The 17,767-nt window shown below is 66.7% G+C and carries 2 protein-coding genes; both read right to left on the bottom strand.

Going from position 1 to position 17,767, the window contains the following annotated elements; genetic code table 11:
- Nucleotides 1–8 precede the first annotated feature (8 nt).
- On the bottom strand, nucleotides 9–6,581 hold the full coding sequence (locus tag CXQ81_RS22530; protein WP_101338606.1) for a non-ribosomal peptide synthetase: 6,573 nt from the start codon (nucleotides 6,579–6,581) through the stop codon (nucleotides 9–11).
- Complete coding sequence (locus CXQ81_RS22535; RefSeq protein WP_101338607.1) at nucleotides 6,581–17,755, bottom strand: non-ribosomal peptide synthetase; 11,175 nt, start codon at nucleotides 17,753–17,755, stop codon at nucleotides 6,581–6,583. The genes CXQ81_RS22530 and CXQ81_RS22535 overlap by 1 nt, the downstream gene beginning before the upstream one ends.
- Between the last annotated feature and the right edge of the window lie 12 nt (nucleotides 17,756–17,767).

Genomic DNA, 17,767 nt, shown 5'->3' on the forward strand with positions numbered 1-17,767 from the left:
TACCTCTCCTAAGAAATTATTTTTTCAAGATCATCAGGAGATAAACGTTTGAGGGCCTCCAAAGATTTAGCCAATTCATCCTGCAGCGAAGAGGTTGTTTCCCGCAGGGCCTGAACCTTCTCGACAAAGGCCGACAGGCTCTCCGCGCCGAACAGCGATTTGATGGGAATATCCACCCCGAACTGCTGCTTGACCCGGGTCACGACCTGGGCCACCAGCAAGGAATGGCCGCCCAATTCGAAGAAGTTGTCGCTCAGGCCCACCCGGTCCAGTTTCAATACATCGGCCCAGATCGCCGCGACCTGCTGCTCCAGCTCGCTCTGCGGCGCCACATACACCTGCTGCATCAACTGCGCGTCGACCTTGGGCAGGGCCTTGCGGTCGAGCTTGCCGTTCGGCGTCAGCGGCAGCGCTTCGAGGAACAGCAGATAGGTCGGCACCATGTAGTCCGGCAAATGCTCTTTCAGGGCAGCCTTGATGCTTTCCCGGAGCGCGGCCTGGGCCTCGACGGCCGCGGTGGTTTCGCTCGGCACGATATAGGCCACCAGTTGCTGGCCGTTATCGCCGTCCTGGGCCAGGACGAAGGCTTCGCGCACCGCGGCTTGCTGCACCAGCCGCGCTTCGATTTCACCCAGCTCGATACGGAAACCACGGACCTTCACCTGATGGTCGATGCGGCCGATGTACTCGATCACCCCATCGGCGCGGTAACGGGTCAGGTCACCGGTGCGGTACAGGCGGCCACCGTCGCTGGAGAACGGATTGGGCACGAACTTCTCGGCGGTCAGCCCGGGGCGCGCCAGGTAGCCGCGAGTCACCCCGGCGCCGGCCAGGTACAACTCGCCAGCACTGCCCACCGGCACCGGCTGCAAATCAGGGCTCACGATATAGCTCTGGGTATTGCTGATGGCCCGGCCGATATTGGCCTGGCCGCCGGCCTCGCGCCGGGTGTAGGTCGAGTAGGTGGTGTCTTCCGAAGGACCGTACAGGTCGTAGACATGCACCAGCCCAGGCTGCTGGTAGAGGCTATCCACCAGCGCCTGTTTCAGCGGCTCGCCCGCCAGGTTGATGATCCGCACGCTGGGCGGAATCTGCCCGCTGCGCTGCAGCGCGGCAATCGCCGAAGGCACGGTGTTGATCAGCCGTACCCGGTCACGATCGGCCAGTTCCGGCAGCTCCAGGGCGTTACGCGCCAGGACGATGGAGCCACCGCTGGCCAGGGTCACGAACAGCTCCCACACCGACAGGTCGAAGCAGATCGAGGTCGAGGCCAGCACCCCTTGCAGGTCGTCGGCGCTGTACACCCGATTCGACCAGTCGATCAGCGCCAGCACGTTGCGATGGGCAATCGCCACGCCCTTGGGCAAACCGGTGGAACCGGAGGTGTAGATCACATAGGCCAGGTTGTCCGCGGTCGCTCGCGGCGCCGGGTTTTCTAGTGAATAAGCGTCCAGCCAACCCGGTTGCGCATCCAGTTGCAGGGTTTGCAGGGACTCGACAGCCGGTAGCAGCGACAACAGTGCGCTCTCGGTCAGCAGAATCTGCGCCTGGCTGTCACGCAGCATATGGGCCAGGCGGTCCTGTGGATAATCCGGGTCCAGGGGCACATAGGCGCCACCGGCCTTGAGCACCGCCAACAGGGCCACGACCATTTCCGGGGTGCGCTGCATGGCCACTCCGACCCGGACCTCGGGCCCCACACCCAGCTCGATCAGCTTGTACGCCAGGCGGTTGGCCCGGGCATTGAGTTCCCGGTAGCTCAGGCTTTGCCCGGCAAACAGCAGGGCTTCGGCCTCGGGGGTTTTCCGCGCCTGGGCCTCGACCCACTGATGCACACAGTGATCGCCCGGGAACTTGACAGACGCCGGGGTCCACTCGTGCAGCAGCTGGTTCTGCTCGGCAGCGCCCAGCAGCGGCAGGTCCCCCAGGCGCTGGCGCGGCTGCTGGACAATGCCCTGCAGCAACTGCACCCAGGATTGGGCCAGGCGCTCGATAGTCGAAGGTTCGAACAGGTCGGTGGCGTAGGTCATGGACGCCCAGAGGCCATCGTCGGACTCGAAGGTATCCAGGCTCAGGTCGAACTGGGTGCTGCTCTCCTCGCCACTGAGCATCTCCACCTGCAAGCCGGGCACCTCCAGGCCCCGGGCGCCCTGACGGGCGGCGGCCTGGTGGTTGAACAGCACCTGGAACAGCGGGCTGTAGCTCAGGCTGCGTTCCGGGTTCAGGGCCTCCACCAATTGCTCGAAAGGCAGGTCCTGGTGCTCCTGGGCTTCCAGGGCACGGCCTTTGACCTGACCAAGGAAGTCGCTGAAGCTCGATTGCCCGTCGACCTCGGCCTTGAGCACCTGGGTGTTGACGAAGAAGCCGATCAGGCGCTCGGTCTCGACCCGGTTGCGGTTGGCGGTGGGCACACCAACGCGGATATCCGCCTGGCCGCTGTAGCGGTGCAGCAGCACCTGGAACGAGGCCAGCAACAGCATGAACAGGGTCACCCCTTCGCGCTGCGCCAGTTGTTTCAAGGCGCCCGGCAACGCGCCGTCCAGGCTGATGCCCAGGCGCGCGCCGCGGTGGCTTTGCTGCAAGGGGCGAGGATGGTCCAGCGGCAGGTCCAGCACCTGGGTGCCGCCTTCCAGTTGCCGCAGCCAGTAGCCCAATTGACGTTCACGCTCGCCGGCGTCCATCCATTGCCGTTGCCAGGCCGCGTAGTCCGCGTACTGCAGCGCCAGCGCCGGCAGCTGTGCCGGCTGCCCCTGGGCATGGGCGCCATACAGCTGGATCAGCTCCTCGACCATCAGTTGCATCGACCAGCCATCGGAGACGATATGGTGCTGCACCAGCACCAGCACATGCTCGTCCGCCGCCAGGCGTACCAGTGTGGCGCGCAGCAAAGGCCCCTGGCGCAGGTCGAAGGCCTGGCGTACCTGGGTCTCGATCACCTGCTCGATCAATTGCTCGGCGTTGCCGGCTTGCACCAGCAGGGACAGGTCCTGTCGCTCGATCCGCAAGCGGGCCTGGGCCTCGATCACCTGAGTCAGGCCCTGGGGGCCCTCGACAAAGCGCGTGCGCAGGGTTTCATGGCGAGCGATCAGGGCATCGAAGCTGCTCTGCAACGCCGCGTCATCCAGGGCACCGCGCAGGCGCAAGGCCATGGGGATGTGGTAGGCGCTGCTGTCGGCATCCAGTTGCCAGAGGAACCACTGGCGTTCCTGGGCATAGGAGACCGCCAGGGGCTGCTGGCGATCCACCAGGGGAATCGGCTGGAGGGGCTGGGCAGTTTCCGGCCCCAGCAGGCGGACGAAATCTTCCAGCGACTCGCCTTCGAACAACAGCTTGAGCGGTGCCTCGATGCCCAGCTCCTGACGGATGCGGGACATCACCTGAGTGGCCAGCAGCGAATGGCCACCGAGCTCGAAGAAGTTATCGCTCAAGCCGACCTTTTCCAGTTTCAGCACCTGGGCCCAGATCCCGGCCACTTGCTGTTCGCGCTCGCTGCGCGGGGCCACATGGACCTGCTGTAACAGGCTGCCGTCAATGGCCGGCAAGGCAGCGCGATTGAGCTTGCCGTTGGCGGTCAGGGGCAGCGCCTGGAGGAACAGCACATGGGCCGGAACCATGTAGCCCGGCAGGTGCTCGCGCAGCCCGGCCTTGATGCCGTCGCGCAGTGGCAGTTGCTCGGCAACCGGGTCCTGGCTGTGCCAGTCCAGGCCGGTGGGCACCACATAGGCCACCAGTTGCGGACCGTCCGGCCCCTTCTGGGCCAGGACCACCGCCTCGCGCACCGCGGGCAGTTCCAGCAGGCGTGCTTCGATCTCGCCCAGTTCGATGCGGAAACCGCGGATCTTCACCTGATGGTCGATGCGGCCGATGTAGCCGATCGAACCATCGGCCTGGTAACGCGCCAGGTCGCCGGTACGGTACAGGCGCGCGCCAGGTTCGCCGAAGGGGTCCGGGACAAACCGCGCGGCGCTCAGGTCGCCGCGGTTCAAGTAGCCCCAGGCCAGCCCCGCGCGCCCGACATACAGCTCACCGATGCAGCCCTTGGGCACCGGTTGCAGATTGCCGTCCAGCAGGTACCAGGACATGTCGGGGATCAGCTCGCCGATCGGGCTGGCCCCCGCCAGCGTCACGTCCGCCCGGGACAGTGGGCGGTAGGTCACGTGCACCGTGGTTTCGGTGATGCCGTACATGTTCACCAGCTGCGGCTGGCGGTCGCCGAAACGCTGGAACCAGGGTTGCAGGGTATTGACCTCCAGGGCCTCGCCGCCGAACACGATGTAGCGCAGCGCATGCCCCTGCTCGGCGGCGCAGGCTACGTGCATCAACTGGCGGAAGGCCGACGGCGTCTGGTTGAGCACCGTGACCCCTTCGGCGCAGAGCAGCGGGTAAAAGTCCTGGGCCGAACGCGCCACCTCCTGGGGCACGATCAACAGGCGCCCGCCATGCATCAGGGCGCCAAAGATCTCCCATACGGAGAAGTCGAAAGCATAGGAATGGAACAGGCTCCAGACATCCCGCGGGCCGAAGCGGAACCAGTCGGCGGTCGCCGCGAACAGCCGCAGCACATTGTGATGGGTCTGCAAGGTGCCCTTGGGCTTGCCGGTAGAGCCGGAGGTATAGATCACATAGGCCAGGTCCTGCGGGGTCACCCCGACCTCGGGGTTGTGCACCCCGTAGTCCGCAAGTGGCTGCTCGAGCAACAGGGTGCTGCCGGCAAACGCCGGCAGCACCTGCCGCAGAGACGCCTGGGTCAGCAGCAGCCTGATGCCGCTGTCCTGCATCATGTGTTGCAGACGGTCCTGGGGATAGGCCGGGTCCAGCGGCACATAGGCACCGCCGGCCTTGAGGATCGCCAGCAGGCCGATCAGCATCTCCAGGCCACGCTCCGCCGCCAGCCCCACCAGCACATTGGGCCCCACGCCCTGCTCGATGAGTTTGTGCGCCAGGCGGTTGGCCCGTTCATTGAGCTGCCGGTAGTCCAGGTGCTGCCCCTGGAACGTCAGGGCGATGGCCTCGGGCGCCTGCGCCTCAATCAGCTGGTGCACGCAGGCCGTCGAGGGGAATGCCTGCGCCTGCGGATTCCACTGGGCCACGATCCGCGCCTGCTCCCCGGCATCGAGCATCGGCAACAGGCCAATGCGCTGCTCTGGCTGGCGGACCATGCCCTGCAGCAACTGGCGCCAGTGGCCGGCCATCTGCTCGATGGTCGCGGCATCGAATACGTCGGTCGCATAGATCAGCGCGGCGGCGATCCGGCCCTGGGTCTCGACGGTGTCCAGGGTCAGGTCGAACTGCGCCGACTGCCCCGCCGAGTCCAGGGCTTCGATGCTCAGGCCCGGCAGGCTGAGGGCGCCGGTTGGAGCCGCGGCCTCGATCTGATGGTTGAACATCACCTGGAACAGCGGGTTGTGGCTCAGGCTGCGCTCCGGTTGCAGCGCCTCCACCAATTGCTCGAAAGGCAGGTCCTGGTGCGCCTGGGCCGCCAGGGCGGTTTGCCGCACCTGCTGCAACAGCTGGCTTACGGACATCTGCCCGTCGATCTCGGCCTTGAGCACCTGGGTATTGACGAAGAAGCCGATCAGGCGCTCGGTCTCGACCCGGTTGCGGTTGGCGATGGGCACGCCGACGCGGATATCGGCCTGGCCGCTGTAGCGGTGCAGCAGAACCTGGAACGAGGCCAGCAACAGCATGAACAAGGTCACCCCTTCACGCTGGGCCAGGCTGCCCAGGGCTTCACTCAACGGCTGCTCCAGGATCAGCTCCAGGCGCGCGCCGCGATGGCTCTGGACGGCCGGACGCGGACGGTCCAGCGGCAGCTCCAGCAGGGGCTGCTCGCCCCCCAGCTGCACCGTCCAGTAGGCCAGTTGCCGCTCCTTCTCACCGGCTTCCATCCAGTTGCGCTGCCAGATGGCGTAGTCGGCGTAGTGGATCGGCAGCGGCGGCAGCTGGGGCTGTTGCCCCTGGCTGTAGCCGATGTAGAGGCTCATCAGCTCATCCACCATGACCTGCATCGACCAGCCATCGGAAACGATATGGTGCTGGGTCAGGACCAGCACATGGTCGTCCTCGGCCATTCGCAACAGGCCGACCCTGAGCAGAGGCCCTTGCAACAGATCGAACAGCTGCCGGGTCTGGGCTTGCACGAAGCCCTGCACCGCGGTGTCGATCTCGCGTTCATCGGCCATGGCCGGCAACGACTGGCGGGCGATTTCCAGGCGCACCTCGGGCAGCACCACTTGCACCGCCGCGTCGGCGTCCTCGACGAAATGCGTGCGCAGGCTTTCATGGCGGGCAATCAGTGTGTCGAAGCTGCGCTGCAAGGCCTCCACGTCCAGCCGGCCACGCAAGCGCAGGGCCTTGGGGATGTGATAGGCGGCGCTGTCCGGCGCCAGTTGCCAGAGAAACCACTGGCGTTGCTGGGCATAGGAAAGCGGCAGGCGCGCATGGCCCAGGCGCACCTGCGGAATCGGCAGGTTGGCCGGGGAAATGCCCTGCTCCAGCATCTTCTGCAGGTAGACCTTGCGCTTCTCCAGCGGCAGCAGGATGAAGCCTTTGACAATCTTCAGCGCGGTGGCGTTATCCATTACACGGCCTCCATTTCGTCGAGCAACAGCGCCAGCGCACTCAGGTCGGCGCCCTGCGCCTGGCCCGGGGCCTGCTGCAACTGGCTGACGAACAGCCCCAGGGTTGGAAATTCGAACGCCATCTGCACACTGACTTGACGCCCAAGCTTGAGCTGGACTCGAGAGACCATCGCGGTTACCAACAAGGAATGCCCACCTGATTCAAAGAAGTTATCGTTCATGCCCACTCGCTCGACTTCGAGCACCTCGGCCCAGATCGCCGCGACCTGTTGTTCCAGCTCGCTCTGCGGCGCGACATAGGCCTGCTGCAACAGGCTGGCGTCGGCCTTGGGCAGGGCCTTGCGGTCCAGCTTGCCGTTGGGGCTCAGCGGCAGCGTTTCCAGGAACAGCAGGTGCGCCGGCAGCATGTAGTCCGGCAGCACGGCCTTGAGCGCCGCTTTCAACTCGTCGCGCAACCGGGCCTGGTCGTCCTGGCTGTTTTGTTCCGAGCACTGCGCCAACACGCCCTCGGCGGCGACCAGATAGGCCACCAACTGCGGACCACCGGCCGCCTCCTGGGCCAGCACCACGGCTTCACGCACCTGGGGCTGTTCCAGCAGGCGCGCTTCGATCTCGCCCATCTCGATCCGGAAACCGCGGATCTTCACCTGATGGTCGATACGCCCGGCGTAATCGATCACGCCCTCGGCGTCGTAGCGCGCCAGGTCACCGGAGCGATACAGGCGCCCGCCGTCCTGGCTGAACGGGTCGGGGATGAAACGCTCCGCCGTGAGACCTGGGCGATCGTGGTAACCCCGGGCCAGCAGCTCGCCGCCGATCATCAGCTCGCCGGTGGCGCCCTTGAGGGTCAGGTTGCCGCTGTTGTCCAGCAGGTAGATGGAACGGCCCGGCAGGCCCTTGCCCAGAGGGATCTGGCTCGGCAGGGTTGCGTCGTCCCGCAGGTAGCGGCTGCAGTCATGGGCGGTGACACTCACCGTGGCCTCGGTGGGCCCGTAGGTATTGAGCAGGCAAACGTCCTTCAACCCGGCCTTTTTCCAGGCGGCCACCCCTTCCGCGGCCATGGCTTCGCCGCCCAGGTTGAGCTGGCGCAGGCGCCCGAAGTCCCGGGGTTCGCGGCTGGCGTAATCCTTGCCGAGCATGAACCAGTAGGCGGTGCTCAAGTCGACGATGCTGATGCCCTGCCCGATCAGCTCACGGTAGAAGGTCTCGCTGTCCCACAGGTCCTTGCCACGGATCACCACCGAGGCGCCGCAGATCAGCGCCGGGTACAGCTGCTCGACGAAGGCGTCGAAGTTGAAGGTGGAGAACTGCAGCCCGCGGTCCTCGGCGGTCATCTTGAAATAATCCCGGGAAACCTGGGCGTGCCGGCTCAAGGCAGCGTGGCTGATATCCACGCCCTTGGGCCGCCCGGTGGAACCGGAGGTGTACATCACGTACGCCAGGTTGCCGGCCTCGGCCCGCGAGCGCGGATTGTCCAGGGGGTAGCCGCGCAGGCTGTGCTCATGCGAGTCCAGGCACAGGTGCGGCACCGCTACGCCGTCCTTCAAGCGTTCAAGCAGTGGCGCCTGGGTCAGCAAGAGCTGGATGCCGCTGTCCTGCATCATGTAGTGCAGGCGGTCCTGGGGGTATTCCGGGTCCAGCGGCACGTAGGCGCCACCGGCCTTGAGCACCGCCAGCAGGACGACAATCATGTCCAGCCCGCGCTCCACGGCGATACCGACCCGGACATCCGGACCGATGCCCTGCTCGATCAGCTTGTGGGCCAGTTGGTTGGCCCGCTGGTTGAACTGGCCGTAGCTCAGTTGCTGGCCATCACACAGCAGTGCCACGGCATCCGGGGTACGCTGGGCCTGGGCCTCGATCAACTGATGGACAGACTGCGGCGCCAGGTCCCGCGCCGGGGTCCGGCCGCGCTGCTCGTCGATCAGCCGGCGCTCGGTGGCGCCACGCAACGACAGCTCGCCGAGGCGGCCCTGCGGGCTCGCCAGCATGCCCATGAGCAGTTGCTCCAGGTAGCCGGCCAGTTGCTGGATGTCCGCCTGGGCAAAATGCTCGCGGGCATAGCTGTAGTCGAAGGCCAGGGTCTGCCCCAGGTAGACCGACAGGGTCAACGGGTAGTTGGTCTGCTCGTGGTTGGCCGCCACGCCGAAGCTCAACTGCGCCGGAGCGCCTTGGGCCAGGGCTTCGGACACCGGGTAGTTCTCGAACACCAGGATGTTGTCGAACAGGGCTTCGCCCCCCAGGCCGGCCCAACGCTGCACGTCATACAACGGCGTGTGCTCGAAATCGCGCAGGGCCAGGTTGCGTTCCTGCACCAGCTGCAGCCAGGCGCTGGCGGCCATGTCCGGACGCGGCGAGGCCACCACCGGCAGGGTGTTGATAAACAGGCCGATCTGCTGCTCCACGCCTTTGAGTTCCGCGGGACGCCCGGACACCGTGGCGCCGAACACCACCGTGTCCTGCCCGGTGTAGCGTTGCAGCAACAACAGCCAGGCAGCTTGCACCAGGGTGTTGACCGTGACCTTCTGCTGGCGGGCGAACTCGCTCAAGCGCTGGGTCTGCTGCTCATCCAACTGCTGCTGGTAAGCCCCATGGCCTTTGTCCAGGGTGCTCGGCCCGCTGCGGTGGATGGCCTGGGCCAGGCGGGTCGGCTCGTCCAGGGCCGCCAGTTGCTCTTTCCAGAAGGCCTCGCCGACCTGGGCATCCTGGCGCTGCAACCAGGCGATGTAGTCGCGATAGCGGCCTGGCGCCGCCCCCGCCGACTGCCCCGAGTAACGTTGCAGCACTTCGCCCAACAGCCGCGAGTTGCTCCAGCCGTCCATGAGGATGTGATGGTTGGTGTAGATCAGGTGATAACGCTGGTCGTCGATCCGTACCAGGGCCAGGCGCAGCAACGGCGCCGCCGCCAGGTCGAAACCGCGCTGGCGCTCCTGCTCGGCCAGGGCGTCCAGGTCCTCGGCCGCCGATGCCACGGCACGCCAGTCATGCTCGACACAATCCAGGGCGATGCGCTTGTGCACCACCTGGATCGGCGCCGGCAACTCGCCCTGCCAGAGGAAACCGCTGCGCAGGATATCGTGACGGTCGATGGCCTCTTGCCAAGCCTGCTGGAAGCGCTCGGGATCGAGCCCGTCCACATCCACCCGCAGCTGGTTGATGTAATCGCCGCCCTGCTGCTCGTACAGGGTATGGAACAGCATGCCCTGCTGCATCGGCGACAGCGGGTAGAGGTCCTCGACCTGGGCCAGGGACAGCGGCAGGCGATCCAGTTGCTGCTGGCTCAGGCCCGCCAGCGGGAAGTCCGACGGTGTCACGCCACGGTGCTGCGGCTGGCTGCAATGCTCGATCAGCGCCTTGAGTTCCTCGGCATAGTCATCCGCCAGGCGCTGGATGGTCGAGCGCTCGAACATTGTCTGGCTGAAGCTCCAGCCCAGCTTCAACTGACCGCCATAGACCTGGCCATTGATGCTCAGCCAGTTGCCCAGCGGCGCCTCGGCACTCTGGTCTTGGCCCTTGGCTTCGGCGCTTGGGGCAAACCAGGCATCCGGCTCGTCGAAGCTGGCGTCGAACTGGCCCAGGTAGTTGAAGGTGATGCGCGGCACCGCCAGGGCCGCGAGGGTTGCCTGGGCATTGGCATCCCCCAGGTAACGCAGGGCGCCGAAGCCGATGCCTTTGTTCGGCACCGCGCGCAGTTGTTCCTTGATCTGCTTGATCGAGTCGGCCAGGGCCGCCTGCGGTGTCAGCTTGACCGGGAACACACTGGTGAACCAACCCACAGTGCGGCTCAGGTCGATGCTGTCGAACAGCTCTTCGCGGCCATGGCCTTCCAGTTGCACCAGGGCGTTGGCCTCGCCGGTCCAGCGGGTGATGACCCGCGCCAATGCCGTCAGCAACAGGTCGTTGATCTGGGTGCGGTAGGCCGCCGGGGCATCCTGCAGCAGGCGCTGGGTGTAGGCCTGATCCAGCTCGGTGCTGACGCTCAGGGCATCCTTGATCGCCACCCGGTCCGTTACCCGGTCGCAGGGCAGGCCCGACTCGACGCCCTGCAACTGCGCCTGCCAGTAACCCAGCTCCTGCTGCAGCGCCGTGCTGCTGGCATAGGCTTGCAACTGCCCGGCCCAGGCCTGGGTCGAGCTGGTCTTGGCCGGCAGCCGGATGGCTTGCCCGGCCGCTTGCTGCACCAGGGCCCGATGCAGGTCTTCCAGCAGCACCCGCCAGGACACGCCGTCCACCACCAGGTGATGGATCGCCAGCAGCAGACGCTGGCTGCCGTCCTGCAAAGTGAAGAGCACGGCGCGCAGCAAAGGCCCCTGTTGCAGATTGAGGCTGCGTTGCGCCGCGTCGCACAGCGTTTGCAGTGAATCCTCAGTGGCGTCGTCCACCAGCCACAGCAGCGCATCGGCTTGCATCGCGGCCAACGGCGCCGAAGTCACCGGCGCCGACGGCGCATAAGTCGCGCTCCAGGCTGCGCCCGCTTCGACAAAATTCAGGCGCAGGCCGTCGTGGTGTTCGAGCAAGGCGTGCAAGGCATGCTCCAGCGCCTTGGCACCCAGGGCTTTCAGCGGCTTGAGCAGCACCGACTGGTTCCAGTGCTGACGCTCCGGCACCGGGGTGTCGAAGAACCACTGCTGGATCGGCAGCAGCGCCGTGCTGCCACGCACCGGGCCCTGGTCGATCTGCAAGCCGCCCTCGCCCTGCTCCGCCACCGTGGCCAGTCCTTGCACCGTCTGGTGCTGGAACAGGTCTTTCGGGGTGAAACGGATACCGGCCTGACGGGCGCGGCTGACCACCTGGATCGAGATGATCGAGTCGCCGCCCAGCTCGAAGAAGTTGTCGGTGACGCCCACCTGTTCCAGCTTCAGCACATCGGCCCAGATCGCCGCGATCTGTTGCTCCAGGTCGTTTTGCGGCGCCACATAGGTCTGCTGCATCAACTGCGCATCGACTTTCGGCAGCGACTTGCGATCCAGCTTGCCGTTCGGTGTCAGCGGCAGCGCTTCGAGGAACAGCAGGTAGGTCGGCACCATGTAGTCCGGCAGGCTCTCCCGCAGGCGCGCCTTGATGCTTTCCCGCAGTTGCGCCTGGCGTTCGGCACTGTGCGCCACGTCGGCGTCCACCGGCACGATATAACCCACCAGTTGCTGGCCGCTCGGCCCGGGCTGGGCGATCACCGCCACTTCCAGTACCGGCTCCTGTTCCAGCAGCCGTGCCTCGATTTCACCCAGTTCGATACGGAAGCCCCGTACCTTGACCTGATGGTCGACACGGCCGACATATTCCACCAGACCGTCGGTGCGGTAGCGGGTCAGGTCGCCGCTGCGGTACAGCCGCGCCCCGCTGGTGCTGTAAGGGTCGGGAATAAAGCGTTCCGCTGTCAGCCCTGGCCGATCCAGGTAACCCCGGGCCACGCCCAGGCCGCCCAGGTACAGCTCGCCCGCCACGCCAACCGGCAACAAATTGAGGTTGGCATCGGCCACGTAGGCGCTGCGATTGCCGACGATATTGCCGATTGGCGCGTAGGCCGCATCGCACGGATCGCCGGCCTTGGCCTTCCAGATCAGCGGAGTGACCACCGTCTCGGTTGGGCCATAACCATTGAAAATGTATTTCGGCCGCAGCACCCGCCAGGCCAGGTCGTAGCTGGCCTGGGGCACTGCGTCGCCGCCGAAGCAATAGACCCGCACCGCCGGCGGATTGCCGTCGCGTTCGGCGTGCACCGCCAGTTGTTGCAGGTACACCGGTGGGAACACGCCCACGGTGACACCGTAGCGATGCATCTGTTCGTAGGTGTATTCCGGCGACCACAGGCTGTCGTCGCGGATCAATACGCTGGCGCCGTAGATCAGCGGGTGCATCCAGCCTTCATGGGAACCGTCGAAAGCGAAGGACATAAAGTGCAGCTCGCAGTCCGCCGGGCTCATTTCATAACGCTCGCCGGTGGCCAGGCTGTGCATCGCCAGCGGGCCATGGGACACCGCCACGCCCTTGGGCAAGCCGGTGGAGCCGGAGGTGTAGATCACATAGGCGAGGTTTTCCTCGGCCAGGGTCACCTCCGGGCTGGTCGTCGGGTAAGCCGCGAAATCGGCCGCGCCTTCGACGCTGAGGGTCGGCAAACCGTCCGGGATCGGCAGGCGGTCCAGCAGATGGCTCTGGGTCAACAGCAGCCACGCGCCGCTGTCCTGCATCATGTAGCGCAGGCGGTCCTGGGGATATTCAATGTCCAGCGGCACATAGACCCCACCGGCCTTGAGTACGGCGAGGAAGGCCACCATGATTTCCGCGCAACGCGGCATGGCGATGGCCACCCGCACTTCCGGACCGACGCCCAGCTCGATCAGCTTGTGCGCCAGCTGGTTGGCCTGAATGTCCAGCTCGCGATAGCTCAGGCGCTGTTCGGCGAACAACACCGCCGGCGCCTCCGGCGCCCTGGCCGCCTGGTCGGCGAACAGCTGGTGGACAAAACGCTGGGTCGGATAGACCGCATGCGTGTGATCCCAGTCCTGGCGAATCCGCCCCTGCTCCTCCCGGCCCAGCATCGGCAGCTCGCCAATCGCCTGTTGCGGTTCGAGCATGCCTTGCAGCAGGTTGCGCCAGTGATCGGCGAAACCCTCGATGGTCGACACCTCGAACAACTCAGCGGCATAGATGAACGACGCATTGATCCCGGCGTCGGTCTCCAGGGTTTCCAGGGTCAGGTCGAATTGCGCGGTACCGCCCTGCAGGACCATCTCCTCGGCCTGCAGGCCCGGCAGGCTGGCGCCGTCGGCGCTTTCCCCGGCAATGCTCAGGTGGTTGTACATCACCTGGAACAGCGGGTTCTGGTCCAGCGCGCGCTGGGGCTTGAGCGCATCCACCAGGCGGTCGAACGGCAGGTCCTGATGGGCCTGGGCAGCCAGGGCCGTGGCCTTGACCTGGCGCAGCAACTGCCCCACCGCAAGGTTCGGCGCCAGGTCGACGCGCATCACCAGGGTGTTGACGAAGAAACCCATCACGCCTTCCATTTCCTGGTGGCGACGGTTGCTGACCGGCACGCCGATACGGATATCGGGCTGATCGCAATAGCGGTGCAGCAGCAGGGCGAACGAGCCGAGGAACAGCTGGAACAGGGTCATGTCATGCTCGCGCGCCAGGCGCCGCAGGCCCTGCTCCAGGTCCAGCGGCAGACGCAAACCCAGGCGCTCCTGGCGATGGCTCACCAGGGCCTGGCGCGGATGGTCCACCGGCAGTTCCAGCACCGGGTGCTCCAGCCCCAGCTGCTCGCGCCAGTAATCCAGTTGCCGCTGCTGCTCGCCTTGCTCGAGCCAGGCCCGGTGCCAGCTGGCGTAGTCGGCGTACTGCACGCTCAGTTCATCGAACCGCGGCGCCTGCCCCTGGATGACCCCCCGGTAGAGGGCGACGAATTCCCGGGCCAGCACACTCATGGAGGCGCCATCGGAAATGATGTGGTGCAGGGTCACCACCAGCAGGCAGTCCTGCTCGGCGATCTGCAGCACCCGGGCCCGGCACAGGGGGCCGTGCTCCAGGTCGAACAGCACCTGGGTTTCTTCCAGGGCCCTGGCCTCGACCGCCTCGCGGGACAGTCCCGGGGCCAGGCGTTCCCAGGCCAGGGTAATTTCACCCTGGGGGTGCACCACCTGGCACAGGCTGTCCTGGTGCTGGGTAAAGGTGGTGCGGAAGGCTTCATGGCGTCGGGCCAGGGCGTCGAAGCTGTGCTGCAGCGCCTGCCGGTCCAGCACCCCCTGGAGCCGGACCACGATCGGCGTGTGGTAGGCGGTGCTCTGGGGATGCATCTGCCAGAACAGCCACTGCCGCTGCTGGGCATGGGAAGCCGGCAATGGCTCGTCGCGCCCTAGCGCCTCGATCAGCGACAACGACCCCGTGCCGGCGCAAGCCTGCACCTGCTCGACGAACTCATCCAGGCGCGCGGTCTCGAACAGCACCCGCAGCGGCACCTCCGCCGCCAGCAGCCGGCGGACCCGGGAAATGATCTGGGTGGCCAGCAACGAATGCCCGCCCAGGGCGAAGAAGTTGTCGCTCAGGCCCACCCGCTCGACCTTGAGCACGTCCTGCCAGATCGCCGCGATACCCCGCTGCAACTCGCTGACCGGGGCAACGTAGACCGCCACCGGCGCCTGCTGCTGCAACGGCGGCAAGGCCCGCAGGTCGAGCTTGCCGTTGGCGGTCAACGGCATGCCTTCCAGGGCCACGAAATGCATCGGCAGCATGTAGTCGGGCAACGCCACCGCCAGCTGCCGGCGAATCTCCTGCCAGGCCGCTTCCGGCTCCTGGACACAGGCCTCGGCCAGCACCACATAAGCCGCCACTTGCGGCTCATCCGCCACGCTGACCACCTGGGCCACGGCGTCCTCGACCTGCGGCAACTGCTTGAGCGCCGCGGTGATTTCCCCCAGTTCGATGCGGTAGCCGCGAATCTTCACCTGATGGTCGATGCGCCCCAGGTAATCGATGACCCCGCCATCGAGGTAGCGCGCCAGGTCACCGGTGCGGTACAGCCGCTGCCCGTCGGCGCTGAACGGGTCGGGAACGAAACGCTCGGCGGTCAAGGCCGGCCGGCGGTGGTAGCCCCGCGCCAGGCCGGCGCCCCCCAGGTACAGCTCGGCCGGGGTGCCGGGCGCCACGGGCTGCAACGAGGCGTCCAGCACCCGGGCGCGAACGTTGGCCAGCGGCTGGCCCAGGGGCACCACCGCCAGGGCCTGATCCACGGCAGCGGCGGCCAGGGTCAGGGCGCCGACCGTGGTTTCCGTCGGGCCGTAGTGGTTGAACACCGCGCACTGCGGCGCCAGCGCCGCGATCTTTCTGACCAGCGCCGCCGGGCAGGCTTCGCCGCCCAGCACCAGGCACTGCCTTGGCAGGGAACGGGCCGGCTCCGCGCCGCTCATCAGCGCCTGCAAATGCGAAGGGACGATCTTCAGCACATCGATTTGCCGGGCGTCCAGGTAGGCCGAAAAGGCCTCGGCGTCCAGGCCGGTATCCAGGTCGATCACATGCAGGCAACTGCCGGAGCACAGGGCGCCAAACAGCGTGGTATGCCCCAGGTCGGCGGCAATGGTGGAGACCACCGCCATGTTGCGCGCGGCCCCCAGCGGCAGGCGCGCCAGGATCGCCTGCACGTAGTTGGCCAGGGCTGCGTGGGTGATGGTGACGCCCTTGGCGGCCCCGGTGGAACCGGAGGTGTAGATCGAATAGGCCAGGTGCCCGGCCTCGACCCGCGGCAGTGGCGCCTGCGGGCCGGTGGCCGGCGCCCAGCTGTCCGGCTGGTCCAGCAACAGCACGCTGACCCCGGCCGCCAGCGGCAGCCGCGCCTGCACCGCGGTCTCGCTCAGCAGCAGGGTAACGCCGCTGTCTTGCAGCATGTAGCGCAAGCGTTGCTCGGGGTACTGGGCATCCAGCGGCACATAGGCACCGCCGGCCTTGAGCACCGCCAGCAAGCCCACCACCATCTCCAGGGAGCGCTCCACGGCGATCCCCACCAGCCCCTCGGGGCCCACGCCACGCAGTACCAGGGCCGCGGCCAGGCGCGCGGCGCGCTGATCCAGCTGGCGGTAACTCAGGCACTGCTCGCCGAACACCAGGGCCGGGGCCTCGGGCCGTACGCGCACCTGCTCGGCGAACAGCTCGAGCACCGAAACGGCGGCGAACGCCTCATGCGCACCGACGCCCTGGGCCAGGGTGGCCTGGCGTTGCTCGGGGCTGAGCAGCGGCAGCTCGGCGATCGCCGAACGCGGCTCACGCACCATCGCCCACAGCAGGTTCTGCCAGTGGCCGGCCATGCGCTCGACGGTCTGTTCCTCGAACAGCTGGCAGTCGTAGGTGAAGGCGGCCTGCAGCCGGCCACCGCGCTCGAAGGTGTCCAGGGTCAGGTCGAACTGCACCGTGCGCTCGTTGCGCGCCAGGGCCTGCACCTCAAGACCGGAGCGGCTGCGCAGGGTGGTCAGCTCGGTGACCTGCGGCTGGTGGTTGTAAAGCACCTGGAACAGCGGGCTGTGGCTCAGGCTGCGCTCGAGTTGCAGGGCCTCCACCAGCCGCTCGAAAGGCAGCTCCTGATGGGCCTGCGCGCCCAGGGTGGTCTCGCGGATATCCGCCAGCAGTTGCTCCACCGTCAAGTGCGGGCTCAACTCGCTGCGCAGCACCTGGGTGTTGACGAAGAAGCCGATCAGCCCTTCGGCTTCCTGGCGCGTGCGGTTGGCGATAGGCACGCCCACGCGGATATCCTGCTGGCCGCTGTAGCGCGCCAGCAGCAGCTTGAAACCTGCCAGCAGTACGGCGAACAGGGTCACCCCCTGCTGTCGCGCCAGGGCGCCCAGTTGCTGGGCCAAATCCGGCGCCAGCTCGAGGTCCAGGCGCCGCCCCTGGCGGCTGGAATGGGCCTGGCGCGGATGATCGGTGGGCAACCTGAGCACCGGATGCTCGTCCCCGAGCTTGGCCCGCCAGTACGCCAGCTGCCGCTCCTGCTCCCCCGCCTCCAGCCAGCTGCGCTGCCACAGGGCGTAGTCGCGGTACTGGATCGGCAGGGCCGGCGCACTCGGCGCCGCGCCCTGGAGCAGCGCGTCGTAGGCTTGCAGGAACTCCTCGATCAGCACGCCCATGGACCAGCCGTCGGCGACGATATGGTGCAAGGTCAGCATCATGACGTGCTCCTGCTCCCCCAATCCCAGCACACAGACCCGCAACAGCGGTCCCTGCTGCAGATCGAAGGGCCGGCGCGCCTCGGCGTCGGCCCGCTGCCGCACGCTGGCCTCGCGCAGCGCAGGGTCAAGGTCGCTCAGGTCCTGGTAATCGATGCTCACCTGGGTCGTCAGGATGACCTGCCGCGGCTCGTCCTGCTCCAGGCGGAACACCGTGCGCAGGCTTTCATGGCGCTCCAGCAGCCAGTCGAAGGCCCGGGCCAGCACCGCCCGATCCAGCGGCCCGCTCAGGCGTACCGCGTTGGGCAGGTTGTAGGCCGCGCTCTGCGGGTCCAGTTGCCAGAGAAACCACATGCGCTGCTGCGCGTAGGACAACGCCTGGCGGTCAGGCACTGCGACCCCCGCGGGAATAGGCAGCAGAGAGAAGTCGACGCCTTCCTTGTCCAGAGCCTTCAAGAACAGCCGGCGCTTTTCCAGCGGCAGTTCAATGAATCTACGGGCGAGCTTCAAGGAGTCTTCGGCATTCATCGGGGGTCATCC

The organism is Pseudomonas sp. 09C 129, from assembly GCF_002843625.1.
In the GTDB taxonomy this organism is placed as follows: domain Bacteria; phylum Pseudomonadota; class Gammaproteobacteria; order Pseudomonadales; family Pseudomonadaceae; genus Aquipseudomonas; species Aquipseudomonas chlororaphis.